Here is a 20,484-nt window from a genome sequence, read left to right as displayed (position 1 = left end):
TAATTCATAGTCTATTCTCGTAAATTTACTTTTATTTCCCAAACCCAATAATCAACGCAAATATGAAAATAGGTATCGTTTGCTACCCGACCTTTGGTGGTAGTGGAGTCGTGGCAACAGAATTAGGAATGGCACTGGCTGATAAAGGACACGAAGTACATTTTATCACGTATAACCAACCCGTCCGACTCGATTTTATTTCTCATAGATTGCATTTTCACGAAGTGGTTATGGAAGAATATCCACTGTTTCAATATCAACCTTACGAATTGGCCTTGTCGAGTAAAATGGTGGAAGTGGTTCAAAAATTTGAACTTGAAGTATTGCATGTACACTATGCTATTCCACATGCGTATGCGGCCTACATGGCGAAAAAGATGCTCGAAGATAAGGGGATTAATGTAAAGGTCGTTACAACCTTGCACGGAACAGATATTACCTTAGTAGGGAGCCATCCTACTTACAAAACAGCAGTGGAGTTTAGCATCAACAAATCGGATGAGGTAACAACGGTATCTCAAAGCTTAAAGGAAGATACTTTGCGACTTTTCTCTATCGAAAAAGATATTAAAGTAGTCTATAATTTTATCGATGCGGAAAAGTACGATAGAGCCCATGAAGCTGAATGTAAACGCAGTGCCTTAGCAAATCCAGAAGAGCGTATTTTAACGCATATCAGTAATTTTAGACCGGTGAAAAGAACGGATGATGTAGTGCGTATTTTTGAGAAAGTGCAACGAGAGATTCCCGCGAAATTACTTATGGTAGGTGACGGTCCAGAGCGTTTAAAAGTAGAAAATTTAGTGAAAGAATTTGGGATTGAAGACCGCGTTCTATTCTTAGGAAATAGTAGCGAAGTAGCAAAAATACTCTGTTATACCGATGTCTTTTTACTTCCTTCAGAAACCGAGAGTTTCGGATTGGCTGCTTTGGAGGCAATGGCTGCCGGAACTGCAGTTATTTCAACCAATGCTGGAGGGCTTCCCGAAGTTAATATTCCCGGTAAAACCGGATATTTGAGTGCCGTAGGAGATGTTGAGGACATGGCTGCTAAAGCCCTCGAGGTATTGCGCGATGAAACAGTGCTTACGACTTTTAAATCCAATGCAAAAGCACATGTGAAAGAGTTTTCACTCAGTAAAATTTTACCCCAGTACGAGGCTATTTACAAACGTTGCTATGCTGTAGCAAAGTAAGGCAATACGCTAGTGTTAACTAGCGTAATACCTAATGCTTTCTAGAATGAGTTCTTCAGGAACGTTGCAATCTATTTTAAATGTTTCGATATCGTTTAAAAGTACGAAGTTGATCGTGCCGCCAACATTCTTTTTATCGTGCTTCATAAGCTCGTAAATTGCTGGTAAATCGGCTTCTTCGATGCTGGCTTTTCCAAAAATAGCGATCAGTCGTTCTTTGACTACGGATACCATCTCGGTTGGAAACTCTAATAGCTTTGCAGAGAGGTAGGTTTCGCAAATCATACCGATGGCAATCGCCTCTCCGTGCGTTAAGTTTTCCTTGGCAGGAGATTCTAAGAAATACGATTCTACACCGTGTCCTATGGTATGTCCCCAATTCAATACTTTTCGCAATCCGCGTTCTTTAGGGTCCTCTAAAACCACTTCGTTTTTAATCGAGATGGAGCGGTGAATTAGATCGATGATGTTGACCTCTGGATTCGCAGTTATTTCTTGAAATAACTGTTGGTCATGTGTCATTCCGTATTTGATGATTTCAGCCGATCCAGAGCGAATTTCTCTAGGGTCGAGGGTGTGTAAAAATTCCGGGTCAATAACAATTAATTCCGGATTGGCGAAGACGCCAATTTGATTTTTAAGTACGCCTAAATCGATACCTGTTTTTCCACCAACTGAGGCGTCAACCATACTGAGCAAGGTTGTTGGGATATTAATAAAATCAATGCCGCGCTTAAAGGTCGAAGCGACAAAACCACCTAGATCGGTAATCACTCCTCCACCTAGGGTAATTAGCACACTTTTTCGATCGGCACCGAGCTCGGTCATAGCATTCCACAAGCCGATACAAGTATCGATGTTTTTGTGTACCTCTCCGGCATCGATTTGCAGTACCTCCATAGGTAAAGTTGTTTGAAGCAACTGCATAAATCGAGGATAACAACAACGCATCGTATTATCATCTACCAAAATAAAGATAGAAGAGTATTGTTTTTGGTCTAATAACAAAGCCAATTCTTCATAGGCTTTGTTTTCAAAGTGTATCGGGTAGCTTACCGCTTGAATAGTGGTCATTTCCTATTAATTTATAAAGTCGCAAATTAAATAGAAAAAATTGAAATATATCACCCTATACAATTATATTTGTCTTCCAATAAACCTTAACATTACGTAGTTGATGAAACTTTTTGACAACACAGAAATAGCATTCAAGTTAAAGTCCGATTCGGAGTTAGAGCGTGCGTATTTTTTATTTAAAATGATTCAAAGTCAGCCAATGGTTCGTATTGGAACAGCTGTAACCAATTTTGCGCTGAAAGCTCATTTGCCAGTAGAAGGATTGATACGTTCTACTGTTTTTGATCACTTTTGCGGTGGAGTAACGGAAGAAGATTGTTTACCGAACATCGAAAAGATGTATAGTAAAGGTAATGTATGCAGTATTTTGGACTACTCTGTTGAGGGTAAGGAAGAAGAGGATCAGTTTGAGAACGCCTTAAAAATGACCTTAAAAACAGTAGAGTTTGCGGCGGAAAAGCAGGCGATCCCTTTTGCTGTATTTAAACCAACCGGATTTGGTCGATTTGAGTTGTACCAGAAACTTACGGAAGGAGAGACGTTAACCGACGAAGAGCAAACGGAGTGGGCACGTGTCGTTGAGCGTTTTCATTTGGTGTGTAAAGCAGCCGTTGAAAAAGATGTTCCGTTGTTAATTGATGCGGAAGAAAGTTGGATGCAAGACGCAGCCGATGACCTTATTGAAGAGCTCATGGAGCAGTACAACAAGGAAAAGGCAATCGTATTCAATACCTTGCAAATGTACCGACACGATCGTATGGAATATTTGAGAAACCTACACCAACGCGCACATCAAAAAGGATTCCATATCGGAATGAAAGTTGTTCGCGGGGCTTATATGGAGAAAGAAAGAGCTCGTGCTGCTGAAAAAGGATATGAGTCGCCTATATGTGTGGATAAAGAAGCTACAGACGTTAATTACAACGAAGCCATTACCTATATGATGGAACATAAAAATATGGCGATCTTTGCAGGAACACACAACGAAGAGAGTTCGTACTTATTAATGAAATTAGCACAAGACCATAAAATTGCCGCTGATGATAAACGCATGTGGTTCGGGCAATTGTACGGTATGAGTGATCATATTAGTTTTAACTTAGCCACAGAAAAATACAACGTAGCGAAGTACGTACCGTTTGGCCCTGTTCGCGATGTGATGCCCTACTTAATTCGCAGGGCGGAAGAAAATACTTCAGTTGCTGGACAAACCTCCAGAGAATTGAATTTATTAAAAACAGAAAAAGCTCGCCGTAAACTTTAATGAATACGGTAGATGAAATAAAAGAAGCCATTCGAAAGAATAAAAAACGTTTGGCAAAAGAACTTCAAGAGAGTAAGGAGTTGGTGTATTTAATACGTAAATCACTAACTACCTCACTCTCTGCTGAAGAAAAAACCAAAATCAAAGAGCAGATGTTAGATATCTGTAAGGCCATTCCTGCCTTTACAGTGTTTATGCTTCCAGGCGGAGCGCTATTACTTCCTTTGTTAATCAAATTGATTCCGGATATACTGCCCAGTGCGTTCCGTGAAGATGACGAAGAATTGGAAGAAAACCAGGATGACGAGGAGCGCGATGATTCGGATTCCCTTCCAGAACTACCTACTGATTCCTAAGAAATTCGGGATGATTTTTAGCAATTCTTAGCTTTCTTTTAAAAATCAAAACCCAAAATCCATTTTATTTACATAATATATAGTACTTTTGCCGCAAATTTAACGGAGCAAAATGCAATCAATTAGAAACATCGCTATTATAGCACACGTTGACCACGGTAAAACTACCTTGGTTGATAAAATTATAGACCAAGCTAAAATCTTAGATGAACGTAAAGAACGCACTGACTTATTATTAGATAATAATGACTTAGAAAGAGAGCGTGGTATTACAATTTTATCTAAAAACGTATCTGTAAACTACAAAGGCGTTAAAATTAATGTAATCGATACTCCTGGTCACGCCGATTTTGGTGGTGAAGTAGAGCGTGTTTTAAAAATGGCTGATGGTGTACTCTTATTGGTAGATGCATTTGAAGGACCAATGCCGCAAACGCGTTTTGTATTGGGGAAAGCGATTGAATTAGGATTGACTCCGATTGTGGTAGTAAATAAAGTAGACAAGGAGAACTGTACTCCTGATCTCGTACACGAAAAAGTATTTGATTTGATGTTTGCTTTGGAAGCTACTGAAGCGCAATTAGATTTTACAACCATTTACGGTTCTGCAAAGAACGGATGGATGAGTACCGATTGGAATGAGCCTACTGAAGATATCGTTCCGTTGTTAGACGCCGTGTTGGAAACGATTCCAGAAGCGCCTTACAGAGAAGGTTCTCCTCAAATGCAAATCACGTCATTAGATTATTCTTCATTTAAAGGACGTATTGCCATCGGACGTGTATTCCGTGGTGATTTGGAAAAGAATAAAGATTATATGCTTTGTAAAGCTGACGGGACTACCAAAAAAGTTCGTATCAAAGAATTACACGTCTTTGAAGGAATGGGGAAAGCTGAAGCCGATAAAGTTAGAAGTGGAGATATTTGTGCCGTTACCGGAATAGATGATTTCGAGATTGGAGATACCATCGCCGATTTAGAAGCTCCTGAAGCTATGCCGCGTATTGAAGTTGATAAGCCTACGATGAGTATGTTGTTTACCATTAACAACTCACCATTTTACGGTAAAGAAGGAAAATACGTAACTTCACGACACTTACGTGATCGCCTGTACAAAGAAACAGAGAAAAACTTAGCCTTGAGAATTGAAGATACCGATACGGAAGATAAATTCAACGTATTCGGACGTGGAATTCTTCACTTATCTGTTTTAATTGAAACGATGAGAAGAGAGGGCTATGAATTACAAGTAGGTCGTCCTAAAGTAATTTTAAAGGAAATCGACGGTGTAAAGTGCGAGCCTTATGAGACTTTAGTAATCGATGTACCTGAAGAGTTAGCAAGTAAAGCCATTAACCTCGTTACGATGCGTAAAGGTGACTTATTGGTAATGGAGCCTAAAGGAGATTTACAACACTTAGAGTTTGATATTCCATCTAGAGGATTAATCGGACTTAGAAATAAGTTGTTGACAGCGACTCAAGGAGAGGCTATTATTAACCACCGTTTACGTGGATATGATGCGTATAAAGGAGAGTTTTCTGATGTTGTAAACGGAGCAATCGTTTCGTCGGAAGCAGGAAAAGCGACAGCCTATGCTATTGACAGATTACAAGATCGTGGAAAGTTCTTTATCGATCCTAACCAAGAAATCTACAAAGGACAGGTAGTGGGAGAGAATGCAAAGCAAGATGACTTAGCTGTAAACTTAATTAAAGGAAAGAAATTGACGAATGTACGTGCTTCTGGATCTGATGATGGAGTTAAAATTGCTCCAAAAATCGATATGTCTTTAGAAGAGTGTATGGAATACATCAAGGATGATGAGTACTTAGAAGTAACTCCTGAAAGCTTGAGAATGCGTAAAATTAACTTTGTACGCTAGTTCGTAGAAAGAATTATAAAAAAACTCCACCGTTTACGGTGGAGTTTTTTTATTGCTTGTGTTCGAGTAAAAAACGATCAAAGTCCTTTTTGTTGTTGATGAATCGAAGCAAATCTCTGAACTTGTAAAATTGATCTTTGTAGTCTACAAAATCAAAGCTGTACTTCAGCAGGACTAATTTATCATCATCGAATGAGAATTCCTTAATAATTAAACGCAGTTGCGAAGGGTTAAAACAGTTTTTGGCAAGTTGCTTTTTTGCCAGATTGAGTTTGTCTTTCGGAAAGCGCTCGTCTTTTATCGTTTTAAGGATGTAGTCAAATTCACTCGGAGGTGTATGACAGGTGTCAACAGGCTCAGGAGTGCTGTACGTTTCGATCTGTTCATCGATAAACAAACGCAGGCGTTGCTTTTCCATATCACTATCGATTAATTGTAGGGTATAATAGTAATTTTCTACATCAATGGCGCCAGGAAAGGCGAACTTCAAGAAGCTCATTCTATAGCTTGTAAGTCCAATTTTTTGGGTTAACTTCATGAGTTGAGCAGTACTAAAGCAATTTCCGTCGGTCAATTTTTTTAAATCCGAAAAGAGCTCTTGATCATTAGGTGCATTACTAGCTGTGTTCATGAGTGCTTTAAAAGCAAACTTTGACATAGGTTGTTTGCAATGGTCGTTGAGTATTCCGTGATAGTGCTTTAGCTTTGGGTAGTTAACAACAGGTTCATGTACTGGAGTTACTACTGCCTTCCCTTGTGTATGATGATATAATTTGATTGCATAGGCAAAAGAGCTAAACACGTCGTAGACCTTAAAAAAGTTTCGCTTGTCACGAATTCTTGGGTAGGCTTCTAAACAGAGCTTGTATTTCATCTTTTCACGAGGAAAGTAACTGCATAAATCAATGAGGTCATCTACGTACAACTCGTGATCATGGGTGTAATCCAAGGCTTTGGTCAAAACTAGTTCCTTGGCAGATTTCTGCTTTTGTAACTGGCTTTTAAATTGTTTGAAAGAATCACGTTGCTGAGCAAAACTCAAGGTACTAAGTAAGAGGAAATACAGTAGTGTAGTTTGAAACTTCATAAGGTTATTTTTAATATTCTTATGCTTGGATATTCAAACAGCGTGCCAAGAAATTAGCTAAACATGTATGTAAATAATAGTTTCTTTCGCTTAGTACTGTAAATCAGTGAGTTGTTTTTGTAAAAAAAAAGGAAATTGAAATCAGTTAGCGTAACTGACAAAAAAGAAAAAAAGTTACCAAAATCACTTGCGATGTAATAAACTTAAGGGAAAAACGCTTGTTATGTTTTGGTAACTATAACTTAGTTATTAATAAATAAGGGAAAAAATTAATAAACTTTGATACAAATATACAGGCTTTATTGCTTGCTTTTGCTGGTGTAGTAGTTTTGTAGCGTACTATATTTTTACTACACTGTAGAAAATCTTAATGTTAACCTATTGTTAACTAGATGTTTATTTATTTTTAATGAAAAGCGTAATTTATTGTGATGTAATTAGTGGTATTGTCGCCTCGTTGGCGTATAAACAAAAAAAAGTTACCAAAAGTAGGAATGTAGTAGGTTCAAGGGATTACATTACGACGTCTTTGGTAACTCATTGTGAGATATTAATAACTAAGGGGAAAGAATTAATAAATCTGGTCTAAATGTACAGGTTAAATAGTGTGGATTTGAGGGTGTAGTATGAATGCAGTGGTTTTTAACGAGGTAGATTACAGTGTTATATGTCGAAAAAAGCGAGTAAATAAAGGAGGTTCGGTGATAATTTTTTTATTTGTTAGTAGTAAAAAATATGTGTAAAAAATTTACGGTGTAGTGTTTTTGATGTATATTTAAAACATCTTTTAGAACAAGAGAGAAGGGGAAACATTTTTTAGTAAACAGATGTAGTGCGTTTGACGTGCTGCTAAAAGTGATGTATATGGTAAAATATAAACTACTTTTTTTCTCTTTGTGTATCTATGTTATGTCGGGGCTATTGCAGGCTGTGCAGGCGCAGCAATCTTCTTCAGATGACCGGCAGGTGAAAGACCGACTTATTAAAGATTACTATCGCTTTCAGAAGAGTGAGGATGAACGCTTGTTAGATAGTATTTTACGTTTTGTAAAGCTCAATAAACTCGAATTTAAAGAAGATTCCATCACGAGTAAAATACGCTATTTACAAGGAGTCAATAATCTGTTTTTACAACGTTTTGAAAAGGCAGAATCATTATTCCAACAATCAAAAGTACTCGCGGAAAAAACGAATGATGTACTATTAAAAGGGACCATTGCCAATTCACGGGGAGTTACATTTTCTATGGGAATGAAAGATTTTGTCACGGCCGAAAAACTGTATCGAGAAGCAATAGCGAACTTTCAGCTAATCAACGAGCTACCCCAGCAAATAGACGCTTTTTATAATTTGACAGTGAACTCCCGAAAGCTTCAAAAATGGAATAAGTCTAATAGGTACGCACAAGACTGCCTTGAACTCATAGCCCAGTATCAGTTTAAAAGGGGAGGAGTAAAACGCTTGTATTACTTTATAGGAGACAATTATTTGAAAATGAATCAGCTCGATAAGGTTGAGGAGTACCTTCAAAAGTCGGATAGTGTGCACCTCAGAGGTGATGTCTATACAGAAGGACTGGTAGATGAATCTTATGCCCGTTTGTACGCTGCGAAAAAAGAGTATGAGCGTTCCCTAATGTATTATGAAAAAGCAATTTCCAACTTGCGAGATTACAATCAGCAATACCAAGGGAATATCCGAGCTTCTTTTGTTAAAGAGCTCGAACTTGAAAACAAAGTGAAAATTCAAAAAGACAGCGTTATTGCCAGCCAAAAACAACGTCTTTTGTTAAGTACAACAGTAATTTTATTGCTTGTATTGTTGCTCATACTGTTGTTTTGGGTAATTCGAAACAATCGTCAGAAAAAAATTAAAATCCAGGATTTAAATGAGGATTTACAGCGTTTGATTGCCGACCTAAAAAATAAGAATTCCGATTTGGTAACGAACAAGAAACAAATTGAAGAGTTGTTGCAAATGAATGAACAGGCGATGTTTTCAAGGGTGTTGAAAATTTCTACCTACAACGATACTATTCGCAAAATAAGTGCCGATATCGATGCCTATCAAGATAATGCATCCAGTTCATCACCCTATTTAAGCAAGGTGAATAAAAAATTGCTCGATTTAATTTCAGAGGAGGAACTCTGGGAAGATTTTAAAATACAATTCGAAAAAATAAGACCGCAATTCTTTAATAAATTAAAGGATTTTGCACCGAATTTATCAGTCAATGACCTTAAACATTGTACGTATATCGTATCAAATTTGAAAAGTAAAGAGGTCGCTCAGTTGATCAATGTGTCTCCGAGAAGTGTGGAAACAACGCGATACCGCATCAAGAAAAAGCTAGGTTTAGAACGCGAAGACAATTTGTACGATTTACTGAGTAGTCTGTAAAAAAGAAAAGTTATCAAAACAATACAATTGAATTGATAACTTTATCAACGGTAAACTCTAAAAAGGGAGACCTTCTTTCGAAAAAAGAAAGCCTGAACTTTATTAAGGCTAAAATACTAGGAGTTCCTGCATGTTTTAAAGATGTAGTACATTTGTCGTACTATTGCCACTTTTAGAAATGCCCTAGTGTAAAGGCAATGTTAAATTTTTAAATAAAGTTTGGAAAACTAAAAATTTATTACAAATATTTGTGGCGTTAAAAACAAAGACATGAGTTTTATTCAATTACATCATCATCATCATCATACTTGCACTCAGGCGAGCTGACGATGTATTGAATAAATGTAAATATATTAACAACCCGTTTGAGTAAATCGAACGGGTTTTTTATTTCCAGGTACCAGAAATCTAAAATACTTCTCCGATTTACTCAAACCCAACAAAAATAACAATGAGTAAATTAAGAATAGCGATTCAAAAATCGGGTCGACTTAATCAAGATTCTTTACAAATATTAAAAGACTGTGGTATCTCCATCGATAATGGAAAAGATCAGTTAAAGGCTTCGGCTAGCAATTTTCCTTTGGAGGTTTTTTATTTGAGAAATGGTGATATTCCTCAGTATTTAAAAGATGGAGTGATCGATGCAGCCATAATTGGTGAGAACCTCCTCGTCGAAAAAGGAGCGGGTATTTCTTATGTGGAAAAATTAGGTTTCTCCAAATGTAAAGTATCCCTTGCGATCCCAAAATCAGAGTCTTATGCTGGTTTGGACTACTTCGAAAACAAACGTATCGCGACATCTTATCCTAATACAGTAAAAAAATATCTCGATGCTCAAGGAGTAAAGTATCAGTTACATATCATTAACGGATCGGTAGAGATTGCACCCAATATCGGTTTGGCAGATGGTATTTGTGATATAGTTTCGAGTGGTTCTACTTTGTTTAAAAACAACTTAAAAGAAGTAGAAGTATTGCTAAAATCAGAAGCCGTGCTTGCTGTGGCTCCTAAAATTGCTGCGGAAGAGCAAGCCCTTTTAGAAACGCTTTTGTTTAGAATTAGAGCAGTTCTTAAAGGACGAAATTCGAGATATGTATTACTAAATGCACCTAATGAAAAGCTTGATAAAATCATAGACATCTTACCGGGAATGCGCAGCCCAACAGTATTGCCATTGGCAGAAGAAGGGTGGAGTTCTGTACACTCTGTGTTGGATAAAAACAAGTTCTGGGAAATCATCGATGAGTTAAAACGCAATGGAGCTGAGGGAATTTTGGTTTGTCCAATCGAAAAAATGGTGGTGTAATGATGAAGGTAATTAAGTATCCAAAGCGTGAAACTTGGCAAAACTTATGCCAGCGCACACAAATTGAACGTAAAACACTCACGAGTAGCGTTGCTGATATCTTAGAAACCGTAAAACTAAAGGGGGATCGTGCTTTACTCGATTTTACTGAAAAGTTTGACGGCGTAGCACTTGACAGTCTAGTGGTGCAACCTGAGGAGATAACCGAGGCAAAAACTAAAGTGAGTACCGAGTTAAAAGAGGCTATTGTATTGGCAAAAAACAATATTGAACGCTTTCACAAAACGCAACAATCTAAAGAGAAGAAGGTAGAAACGATTGAGGGAGTGGTTTGTTGGAGGAAAAGTGTGGCGATCGAAAAGGTAGGCCTGTACATCCCGGGTGGAAGTGCTCCTTTATTTTCAACCATCCTGATGTTAGCAATTCCAGCCCGAATCGCAGGATGCAAAGAAATAGTATTGTGTACACCTCCGAATGCAGCGGGTAGCATCGCTCCTGAAATTTTGTTTACGGCGGATTTAGTGGGGGTTACGAAAATAGTGAAAGTCGGGGGGGCTCAGGCAATTGCAGCCATGGCTTACGGCACGACGTCCGTACCCAGAGTATACAAAATTTTAGGACCGGGAAATCAGTATGTAACCAAGGCAAAAGAATTGGTTCAGATTGATGGAGTAGCTATTGACATGCCTGCTGGGCCAAGTGAGGTCTTGGTACTGGCCGATGAAACTGCGGTACCCGAATTTGTGGCTGCCGATTTGCTTTCACAGGCGGAACACGGACCTGATAGTCAGGTGATTTTGGTAGGAACAACAGCTGAGATACTCGAAAAAACACTCCGAGAATTGGAAAAGCAATTAGCAGCACTACCAAGGAAAACTATTGCTAGTAAGGCCTTAGATAATAGTCGTGCTATTTTAGTTGAATCGTTGACAGAGGGAATTGCGTTTAGTAATGAGTACGCTCCGGAACACCTTATCCTAGCCTCAGAAAATGCCAGTACTGTGATGGATGCTATTGTAAATGCAGGTTCTGTTTTTTTGGGGAATTACAGTTGTGAAAGCGCAGGAGATTATGCTAGTGGCACAAATCATACCTTGCCGACAAACGGTTTTGCGAAAAATTTTAGCGGAGTGTCCTTAGACAGTTTTGTCAAAAAAATAACCTTTCAAGAACTCACAAAAAAAGGAATTCAAAACATCGGTCCGGCCATTGAACTCATGGCAGCTGCGGAAGGATTAGATGCACATAAAAATGCAGTAACCCTGCGCTTAAACCAAGTAGAAAATGTTTAATTTAGAAGCGATTACCAGAAAAAATATATGGAATTTAAAGGCTTACAGTTCCGCCAGAGATGAATTTCAAGGGAAGGCAGAGGTGTATTTAGATGCCAATGAAAATCCTTTTGGAAACTTAAACCGCTATCCAGATCCTTATCAGCGTTCAGTGAAGGAGCGATTGAGTGTATTAAAAGGACTGCCTGTAAATCAGGTATTTATCGGAAATGGTAGTGATGAAGTAATTGATTTGTGTTTGCGAATTTTCTGTGAACCTGGAAAAGAGAAAGCCTTGACTTTTGTACCTACTTATGGTATGTACCAAGTATCGGCGTCCATCAATGATATTGAGTTACTCGAGTTACCGTTAACAGATGATTTTGATATTGATTTGGAGTTGGTACAGCCGTATTTAACCGACGCGTCCTTAAAAGTGATCTTTTTGTGCTCCCCCAACAATCCTACCGGAAACTGTTTGTCGGTTGAGCGTATTGCAAGCATAGCCAAGGCGTTTCGTGGGGTAGTGCTCGTTGACGAGGCCTATATAGACTTTAGTACGCAGACCTCATGGACGGAACAATTGGCAGCGTATCCGAACCTAATTATCTCACAAACATTTAGCAAAGCTTGGGGTATGGCCGCAGCACGTGTTGGAGTAGCGTATGCATCATCAGAAATTATTGGGCTTTTTAATAAAGTAAAGCCTCCTTACAATATCAGTAGTCTAAACCAACAGGCCGTATTGACTAGCTTAGATGCAGTGGAACTTTACGAACGTAACAAAGCCAAAGTGCTCAATGAACGTGAAGTGCTATTACGAGAATTGCCTACAATCGGATTAGTAAAGAAAATTTATCCAACCGAAACTAATTTCATCCTCGTGGAAATGCTCGATGCGGATACCGTATACGAACAATTGGTAGCTCGAGGAATTATTATTCGAAATAGGTCTTCATTGATCGCCAACTGTTTGAGAATAAGTGTAGGTACCCAGCAAGAAAACAAACAATTAATCAACGCATTAAAAGCATTAAGTGAACGCTTAGTAACTGAGTAAAATGAAACAAAAAGTATTATTTATAGATAGAGATGGAACGCTCATTAAAGAACCTGCAGATGAACAAATTGATTCATTTGAAAAATTAGTATTCTACCCGAAAGTATTTGAAGGCCTGGGAAAAATAGCCAAAGAATTGGACTACGAATTGGTATTGGTCACCAACCAGGATGGCCTAGGAACCGATGTATACCCAGAAGCTACGTTTTGGCCTGTCCACAAGTTTGTGATGGCTACCTTAGAAAATGAAGGTATTCAATTTGCTGCTGAACATATTGATGTCACTTTTGCAAAGGACAATCAGCCTACGAGAAAACCGAATACAGGCCTATTAACGAAGTACTTTTCTGAGGCTTATGATTTGGAAAATTCACTGGTGATTGGTGATCGACTCACCGATGTAGCACTGGCTAAAAACTTAGGAGCAAAGGCAATTTTTATTAATGATAAAACGTATCTGGGAGCCGAAGAGGTGGCTGGAGAAGAACGTGAGTTGGAAGAGTACATAGCGCTGGAAAGCAATGATTGGTGTGAAATTTACGAATTTTTAAAACTCACAGTACGCAAAGCAGAACTCGTTCGCAATACGTCGGAAACGGAGATTGCCATGAGCTTGAATTTGGACGGAACAGGAAAGGCGACCATCGATACGGGTATCCCATTTTTTGATCACATGCTCGATCAGATTGCGCGTCACGGTCAAATGGATTTATCAATTGAGGTAAAAGGTGACCTCGAAGTTGATGAGCACCACACAATAGAAGATACAGCTATTGCTTTAGGAGAGTTGTTTGCTAAGGCATTGGGTGATAAAATTGGAATTGAACGCTACGGATTTTGCCTGCCGATGGACGATTGCTTGGCACAAGTAGCTATCGATTTTGGAGGACGTAATTGGTTGGTTTGGGAAGCTGAGTTCAAGAGAGAGATGATTGGAAAGATGCCGACAGAAATGTTTTATCACTTTTTTAAATCGTTTACCGATGGCGCCAAATGCAACTTGAATATCAAAGCGGAAGGTCAAAATGAGCACCACAAGATTGAGGCGATTTTTAAAGGCATGGCAAAGGCCATGAAGGCAGCCGTTCGAAGAGATCCAGAGAAAATGATTTTACCATCGACTAAAGGAGTTCTGTAATGATAGCAATAGTAAAATACAACGCAGGAAATATTCGTTCGGTGAAAAATGCGGTAACTGCCTTGGGGTATGACTGTATTATTACGGACAATCCGGAGGAGTTAAAAGCAGCTGACAAGGTAATTTTTCCTGGGGTGGGAGAGGCGAGTTCCGCAATGAACTACTTACAAAAAAGAGGATTGGATACAGTATTGACTTCCTTGACACAACCCGTATTGGGAATTTGTTTAGGCTTGCAGTTGCTGTGTGACTATTCTGAAGAAGGAGAAGTAGCTTGTTTAGGAGTGTTTAAAACCAAAACCAAGCGCTTTCCAGAGGGGAAGAAGATCCCTCATATGGGATGGAACAATTTTACGAGTCTAGCTGCTCAGCCAATTTTAGAGTCCATGAATGCTGTTGATGATGTGTATTATGTACACAGCTATTATGCGGAACCATGCGAATCAACCATCGCAGTTTGTGATTATGGAATTCCGTTTAGCAGTGTGATGCAGCGCGATAATTTTTACGCAATGCAGTTTCATCCGGAAAAATCGGCACAAGTAGGACGAGTACTATTACAAAACTTTTTAGAATTATGAGAATCATACCAGCAATAGATATAATAGAAGGAAAATGCGTGCGCTTGACCAAAGGCGATTACGATACTAAAAAAATATACAACGAAAACCCCTTAGAAGTAGCTAAGGAATTTGAAGCAAACGGAATAACGTATCTACACGTAGTGGATTTAGATGGTGCAAAGGCGCAGCAAATTGTCAATTACAAGGTTTTAGAAACCCTTGCCAGCAAAACAAATTTACAAATTGATTTTGGTGGCGGATTAAAATCTGACAATGACGTACGCATCGCTTTTGAATCGGGGGCCAACCAGGTTACAGGAGGAAGTATCGCTGTAAAAAACAAAGAACTCTTTACAAATTGGTTACAGCGATATGGAGCAGACAAAATAATACTAGGAGCAGATTGCAAAAACAGGAAAATTGCCACCCACGGATGGATGGAAGTATCGGAGTTGGACGTAGTTGATTTTGTGAAATCCTACGAAAAATTAGGTGTTGAGCAAGTAATTTGTACGGATGTGGCAAAGGATGGAATGCTGCAAGGAGCCGCCTTTGAATTGTATGCTGAGATCTTGAGAAAAACAGGAGTTAGTTTGATTGCAAGTGGAGGAGTTTCTTCTGTATCGGATCTATACAAACTAAAAGAACTGGGCTGTGAAGGCGTTATTATTGGTAAGGCTATTTACGAAGGATACATCACCCTAAAAGAACTCGTAGCCCTATGTTAAAGAAAAGAATTATTCCGTGCTTGGATATTAAAAATGGACGGACGGTAAAGGGAGTGAACTTCGTTGATATTATTGACGCCGGAGATCCTGTAGAATTAGCGAAACGCTATGTAGAAGAAGGAGCAGATGAATTGGTATTTCTCGATATTACAGCGACTTTGGAGAATAGAAAAACCTTGGTTGCATTGGTGGAGCGCATCGGTGAAGTTATTGATATTCCTTTTACTGTTGGAGGAGGTATTAACACCGTAGACGATGCCTTGCGCTTGATAGAGGCAGGAGCTGATAAAGTGAGTATCAATTCTGCAGCGGTGAGAAATCCCGAATTAATTGTAGCCTTGTCAGAGCGATTTGGAAGCCAATTTGTCGTGGTAGCTATTGACACAAAATACGTGGATGGAACTTGGAAAGTATTTACCAAAGGAGGTACCCATGAAACCAACTTAAACACGCTCGATTGGGCTCGAAAAGTTGCCGAGCTAGGCGCAGGTGAAATTTTATTGACTTCGATGAATAACGACGGAACCAAGGAAGGTTTTGCCCTTGACATTACCCGAGAAGTGAGTGCAAACTTGTCAATTCCTGTTATCGCATCTGGAGGAGCTGGGGCAGTAACCCATTTTAAAGAGGTGTTTTCTGAAACAGAAGCCAGTGCAGGACTCGCTGCAAGCATCTTTCACTTCGGAGAAATTCCAATACCGACCTTAAAAAAGTATTTAAAAACAGAAAATATTGCCATACGATGAACATAGATTTTGAAAAGGGAAACGGACTGGTGCCAGTTATCGTTCAAAATGCCCTAAGCCTAGAAGTATTAATGCTGGGTTATATGAACCAAGAAGCTTTTGATACAACCGTACAAAGTAACAAAGTGACTTTTTTTAGTAGGTCAAAAAATAGGTTGTGGACCAAAGGAGAAGAATCGGGGAATTTCCTCGAACTCCAGTCATACAAGATCGATTGCGATGCAGATACCATTTTGGTACAAGCAATTCCGAAGGGCCCTACCTGCCACAAAGGAACGTCCTCGTGTTTTGGGGAAGCCAGTTCGAAAGGCTTTTTATACCAACTAGAGGCAACCATTACCGAGCGCATTGCTACTGACGACTCGAGCTCATATACCAATAGTCTATACAAAAGAGGTATCAACAAAATGGCACAGAAAGTAGGAGAGGAAGCTGTAGAGCTCGTTATTGAGGCAAAAGACGATAATCGCGACTTATTTGTCAATGAAGCCGCCGATTTACTTTATCACTTTCTCATATTATTATATGCAAAAGGCCTGAGTTTATCAGACATTGAAGCAATTTTAAAATCAAGAAGTTAAAAATGTTTAATAAAAATTATTAAAAGTTAAACAAAATTTATATCTTTGGAGTAACACTTTGACAAGCAAACGGATAAGTGTTATTTTTTTCACTAGTGAGTTTTTGTTTATTTTTTCTCTTTAAAAGTTAAACAAACGTCTTGGTAATGCCGAAAGCAGACGCAAATAATCGAGTAGGCACTAACTTAAAACTAATACGATGTTTATTAAAAAACTAAAATCAATTCTTGTACTTAGCATGTTGATGGGAACCACGGTATTATTGTCGTGCAGCGATGATGATACACCAGCAGTAGAAACCCAAAAAGATATCGTTGAACTCGCAGCAGCAAATTCGAACTTGAGTTCCTTAGTAGCTGCGGTAGACAAAGCAGGACTAGCAAGTGTGTTAAAAGGAAACGGACCTTTCACGGTTTTCGCACCAACCAACGCAGCTTTTCAAGCCTTATTAGATTCAAATAGTAGTTGGAATACCTTAAATGATATTCCACAAGATGTATTGGTAAATGTGTTAAAATTTCACGTACTGTCATCAGAAGTGAAATCAGGACAATTGACAAATGGATATACGCCAACCTTGGCTACAGGACCAAATTCTGAATACTTATCATTACAAGTTGCCACGACTGGAGGAGTTAAGTTTAACGGTTCAGCAGCTCCAGTTAGTGTAGATATTGACGCTAAAAACGGAGTAGTACACGTAATTGACAAGGTCATGTTACCACCAAATGTTGTAGAGTTAGCGTTAAACAATCCTGACTTTTCAAGCTTGGTAGCAGCATTGACAGATAGCCGACACACCACTGATTTTGTGGCTGTATTGAAAGGGAATGGTCCATTTACGGTATTTGCTCCTACCAATGCCGCTTTCAAAAACTTACTTGACAGCAATGCATCGTGGAATTCGATCGCCGATATTCCGATTGCAACCCTCGAAGCGGTATTGAAGTATCACGTAGTGAATGCAGCCAACGTACAGGCAAAACAATTGACAGACAAACAAGAAATTACTATGTTGAATAACGCCAAAGTAACGGTTGATTTAACGAACGGCGCAAAATTAAAAAGTGCTAGCAACCAAGAGGTAAATATTACAGCTACCGATGTACAAGGTGCTAATGGAGTAATTCACGTCATTGACAAAGTATTGATTCCAGGAACGTAACAGTTATTTTTTCATAGCTTAATAGTTGGTAAATCGGTGGTAAATTGTTGGTTATTTATCGCCGGTTTCCTTTTTATTGAATGGACTTGTTTGTCCGAACTACTCTTTAAAATTGCTTTGGTATTCCTGTGACTTTCCTTTAAAGTTTGCGTATTTTTGCAAAATGAAAGAAGCATTGACCCCATTAATATCAGCCTTTGAACAACGTGTTAGTGATGACAGTTTTGTAAAATTAACTTTGAGCAAGCCTATCCGCAAGAGCGAAAAATTACAAAATGTTTACATCAGGCAGGTCTTGATCAAAGACGAGCTAAATTATCAATTTTTATACCGTTATACGACCAACGATCAGGTTAAAAATTACTCGTTTGAAGAGGGCGTGTCAGTGCTGGTGACTTTGCTAGCAGAAAACTTTCGAGCAGCTACGCTGTTTTCAATGGAAAATGACTTTTTAACATTTGTATCCAAAAAGAAAAAAGTGAGTTTTAAAACAACGGCGGCAAGCTTTAAAAATAAACCTCCACAAAGCCACGACAAACCCAAGTTAAAACGAGCAGAAGACAGTCTGTATTTAAAAGAGTTGGGAGTGTTGGATAATGAAGGGAATCTCATTCCTAAAATGGCGGATAAATACCGTCAAATTAATAAATATTTAGAGGTAATTGAAGCGCAGTTAAAGTCCGTAAAGCTTCCGAAACAAATTCATATTGTTGACATGGGCTCTGGAAAAGGGTATTTGACTTTTGCCCTTTATGATTATTTGGTCAATAAGAAAGGGTTCGAGGTGAGTATGACAGGAATAGAATTGCGCACAGAATTGGTGAATTATTGTAATGAGCTAGCTGAAAAATGTAACTTTACAAAGTTGGATTTCGCCGCTAAGCCTATCGAGGAGTACAACGAAAAACAAATCGATATACTCATTGCCTTACACGCCTGTGATACCGCAACGGACGATGCAATTTACAAAGGATTGGTGGCAAATGCATCACTCATTATTTGTGCTCCTTGTTGTCATAAACAAGTTCGTCAGCAGGTAAAAGGGAAGGAGCAAGAAAGTCCTATTTTAAAATACGGTATTTTTAAGGAACGCCAGTTTGAAATGGTCACCGATACCTTGCGTGCGTTGATCATGGAAAAGCACAACTATCAAACCAAAGTATTTGAGTTTATTAGCAATGAGCACACGCGTAAAAATGTGATGCTCGTCGGAGCGAGAACCAGTAAAAAAGTAGATGCAGACTTCTATGATAGTAAAATTGCGGCGCTAAAAGAAAGTTTTGGTATTGAACAACACTATCTAGAAGGATTGCTGTAGCATGAATAGACAGCAAGTAACTACGGCATTTAAGGGACTTGACCTGACAGAAGCGAACTGGAACCGCATACAAAAGGTATTTACAGAATTGCGATTGAAAAAGGGAGAGCAACTCTTGAAAGCAGGGGAGGAAGCGCGTTATCAATACTATGTGATGGACGGTTGCTTAAGAACTTACTTTCTCGATGATAAGGCCAAAGAGCACACGGTTCAGTTTGCGATTACCGATTGGTGGATTAGTGACTATATGGGGTACTTTTTAGAAGGACCCTCAGAACTGTATATCGAGAGCATCTCGGAAGCTGTAGTTTTTAAGGTAGCGAAAGAAGATATGGATATTTTAATGGAGAGCCTACCTGAAGTGACTAACTTTTACCGAAAAAAATTAGAACGCGCCACGGTTCGATTTCAAAAGCGAATACTGTATAACCTCGCCTATACTGCCAAGGAACGTTACCTGCAATTTTTAAAACAATACCCCAATATAGAACAGCAAATAAAAAACTACCACTTGGCGTCTTACCTCGGAATTACTACAGAAAGCTTGAGTAGAATAAGAAAAGAGCTTCAGTAGTTCGAAATTACCATAGGTCAATTTTTTTCATATTCCTAAAGAGTACTTTTGAAAGTAATTTAAATAAAGATAGTATGAAAAAAGTTTTAATGGTACTTACCAGCCATGACCAATTAGGAGATACGGGATTAAAAACAGGATTTTGGATAGAGGAATTTGCAGCGCCATATTACGTGCTCAAAGATCAGGGAATCGATATTACGTTGGCGTCGCCTAAAGGAGGACAGCCGCCAATTGATCCGAAGAGTGACGAACCAGATTTTCAAACTCCGGCAACCGAGCGCTTTCATCAGGATGTTGAATTACAGGAGTTATTAGCTAAAACACTACAGTTGTCTGAAGTAAATGCGGCCGACTATGCTGCGGTATTTTACCCAGGAGGTCACGGTCCGTTGTGGGATTTAGCTACAGATACTGCTTCAGTAAATCTATTAAATGCTTTTGCTGCTGCGAACAAGCCGATAGGAGCTGTTTGTCATGCCCCAGCAGTATTTAAAGATGTGGTGGTAAACGATATGCCTTTTGTGAAAGGTAAAAAGCTCACAGCGTTTTCAAATACCGAAGAAGCGGCTGTACAATTGACAGACGTGGTTCCGTTTTTAGTGGAAGACATGCTCGTAGAACGCGGAGCTGTTTACAGCAAAGCCAACGACTGGGAATCGTATGCGATAGTAGATGGAAATCTAATAACCGGACAAAACCCGGCCTCTTCAGAAAAGGTAGCAACCTTGCTTTTGGAGCAACTTTAAAACTCTTGAGTTCCTTG

19 protein-coding genes are annotated in these 20,484 nt (G+C 38.9%); 17 read left to right on the top strand and 2 right to left on the bottom strand.

Features of this window, described 5'->3' with window-relative positions:
* The first annotated feature begins 62 nt into the window (after positions 1 to 62).
* Complete coding sequence (gene bshA, locus ACXAG7_RS03085) at positions 63 to 1,196, top strand: N-acetyl-alpha-D-glucosaminyl L-malate synthase BshA (protein ID WP_408044075.1); 1,134 nt, start codon at positions 63 to 65, stop codon at positions 1,194 to 1,196.
* Between the two features lie 15 nt (positions 1,197 to 1,211).
* Here the strand turns inward: bshA and aroB are convergent, their stop codons facing one another.
* Positions 1,212 to 2,270, bottom strand: coding sequence for a 3-dehydroquinate synthase (gene aroB / locus ACXAG7_RS03080; protein WP_476665924.1), 1,059 nt, complete (start codon positions 2,268 to 2,270; stop codon positions 1,212 to 1,214).
* Between the two features lie 100 nt (positions 2,271 to 2,370).
* Between aroB and ACXAG7_RS03075 the strand changes: the two genes are divergently transcribed.
* From ACXAG7_RS03075 to typA, 3 genes are all read left to right on the top strand, one after another.
* Entirely contained in the window at positions 2,371 to 3,537 is a 1,167-nt protein-coding gene (locus ACXAG7_RS03075; RefSeq protein ID WP_408044073.1) for a proline dehydrogenase family protein, read from the top strand.
* Positions 3,537 to 3,893, top strand: coding sequence for an LETM1 domain-containing protein (locus tag ACXAG7_RS03070; RefSeq protein WP_408044072.1), 357 nt, complete (start codon positions 3,537 to 3,539; stop codon positions 3,891 to 3,893). Before ACXAG7_RS03075 ends, ACXAG7_RS03070 begins: the two co-directional genes overlap by 1 nt.
* A gap of 112 nt (positions 3,894 to 4,005) precedes the next feature.
* A complete protein-coding gene (gene typA, locus ACXAG7_RS03065; RefSeq protein ID WP_408044071.1) occupies positions 4,006 to 5,778 on the top strand; it encodes a translational GTPase TypA in 1,773 nt (590 codons plus the stop codon).
* A gap of 49 nt (positions 5,779 to 5,827) precedes the next feature.
* Here the strand turns inward: typA and ACXAG7_RS03060 are convergent, their stop codons facing one another.
* Positions 5,828 to 6,865: a DUF4476 domain-containing protein gene (locus tag ACXAG7_RS03060; RefSeq protein WP_476665923.1), complete on the bottom strand. Its 1,038-nt coding sequence runs from the start codon at positions 6,863 to 6,865 to the stop codon at positions 5,828 to 5,830.
* An 864-nt stretch (positions 6,866 to 7,729) separates the two neighbouring features.
* On the opposite strand from ACXAG7_RS03060, the gene ACXAG7_RS03055 reads away from it, so the two are divergent.
* The 13 genes from ACXAG7_RS03055 (at position 7,730) to ACXAG7_RS02995 (ending at position 20,467) form a co-directional block, all read left to right on the top strand.
* Positions 7,730 to 9,265, top strand: coding sequence for a tetratricopeptide repeat protein (locus tag ACXAG7_RS03055; protein WP_476665922.1), 1,536 nt, complete (start codon positions 7,730 to 7,732; stop codon positions 9,263 to 9,265).
* Positions 9,266 to 9,716: 451 nt separating this feature from the next.
* The gene (gene hisG / locus ACXAG7_RS03050) at positions 9,717 to 10,574 is read left to right on the top strand and encodes an ATP phosphoribosyltransferase (RefSeq protein WP_408044068.1); all 858 of its coding nucleotides are present in this window, start codon (positions 9,717 to 9,719) and stop codon (positions 10,572 to 10,574) included.
* Between the two features lie 2 nt (positions 10,575 to 10,576).
* Positions 10,577 to 11,866: a histidinol dehydrogenase gene (gene hisD / locus ACXAG7_RS03045; RefSeq protein WP_476665970.1), complete on the top strand. Its 1,290-nt coding sequence runs from the start codon at positions 10,577 to 10,579 to the stop codon at positions 11,864 to 11,866.
* A complete protein-coding gene (gene hisC / locus ACXAG7_RS03040) occupies positions 11,859 to 12,905 on the top strand; it encodes a histidinol-phosphate transaminase (RefSeq protein WP_476665921.1) in 1,047 nt (348 codons plus the stop codon). The genes hisD and hisC overlap by 8 nt, the downstream gene beginning before the upstream one ends.
* 1 nt (position 12,906) lies before the next feature.
* Positions 12,907 to 14,043, top strand: coding sequence for a bifunctional histidinol-phosphatase/imidazoleglycerol-phosphate dehydratase HisB (gene hisB / locus ACXAG7_RS03035; RefSeq protein WP_408044066.1), 1,137 nt, complete (start codon positions 12,907 to 12,909; stop codon positions 14,041 to 14,043).
* Positions 14,043 to 14,624, top strand: coding sequence for an imidazole glycerol phosphate synthase subunit HisH (hisH, locus tag ACXAG7_RS03030; RefSeq protein WP_476665920.1), 582 nt, complete (start codon positions 14,043 to 14,045; stop codon positions 14,622 to 14,624). Before hisB ends, hisH begins: the two co-directional genes overlap by 1 nt.
* Positions 14,621 to 15,334 (top strand): 1-(5-phosphoribosyl)-5-[(5-phosphoribosylamino)methylideneamino]imidazole-4-carboxamide isomerase, encoded by a 714-nt coding sequence (gene hisA / locus ACXAG7_RS03025; RefSeq protein ID WP_476665919.1) that lies wholly within the window; start codon positions 14,621 to 14,623, stop codon positions 15,332 to 15,334. Before hisH ends, hisA begins: the two co-directional genes overlap by 4 nt.
* The gene (hisF, locus tag ACXAG7_RS03020) at positions 15,328 to 16,080 is read left to right on the top strand and encodes an imidazole glycerol phosphate synthase subunit HisF (RefSeq protein ID WP_476665918.1); all 753 of its coding nucleotides are present in this window, start codon (positions 15,328 to 15,330) and stop codon (positions 16,078 to 16,080) included. The genes hisA and hisF overlap by 7 nt, the downstream gene beginning before the upstream one ends.
* Positions 16,077 to 16,661 carry a bifunctional phosphoribosyl-AMP cyclohydrolase/phosphoribosyl-ATP diphosphatase HisIE gene (gene hisIE / locus ACXAG7_RS03015; RefSeq protein ID WP_408044062.1) on the top strand — a complete coding sequence of 195 codons (585 nt, stop codon included), beginning with the start codon at positions 16,077 to 16,079 and terminating at the stop codon, positions 16,659 to 16,661. Before hisF ends, hisIE begins: the two co-directional genes overlap by 4 nt.
* A 199-nt stretch (positions 16,662 to 16,860) precedes the next feature.
* On the top strand, positions 16,861 to 17,826 hold the full coding sequence (locus tag ACXAG7_RS03010) for a fasciclin domain-containing protein (RefSeq protein ID WP_408044061.1): 966 nt from the start codon (positions 16,861 to 16,863) through the stop codon (positions 17,824 to 17,826).
* A 163-nt stretch (positions 17,827 to 17,989) separates the two neighbouring features.
* A complete protein-coding gene (locus tag ACXAG7_RS03005) occupies positions 17,990 to 19,144 on the top strand; it encodes a class I SAM-dependent methyltransferase (RefSeq protein WP_476665917.1) in 1,155 nt (384 codons plus the stop codon).
* A gap of 1 nt (position 19,145) precedes the next feature.
* Positions 19,146 to 19,718 (top strand): Crp/Fnr family transcriptional regulator, encoded by a 573-nt coding sequence (locus ACXAG7_RS03000; RefSeq protein ID WP_476665916.1) that lies wholly within the window; start codon positions 19,146 to 19,148, stop codon positions 19,716 to 19,718.
* A gap of 74 nt (positions 19,719 to 19,792) precedes the next feature.
* Positions 19,793 to 20,467 carry a type 1 glutamine amidotransferase domain-containing protein gene (locus ACXAG7_RS02995; protein ID WP_476665915.1) on the top strand — a complete coding sequence of 225 codons (675 nt, stop codon included), beginning with the start codon at positions 19,793 to 19,795 and terminating at the stop codon, positions 20,465 to 20,467.
* Positions 20,468 to 20,484 lie beyond the last annotated feature (17 nt).

Source organism: Tenacibaculum sp. AWR4_210 (assembly GCF_056160945.1).
This window is presented reverse-complemented; position numbering and strand designations above follow the sequence as displayed.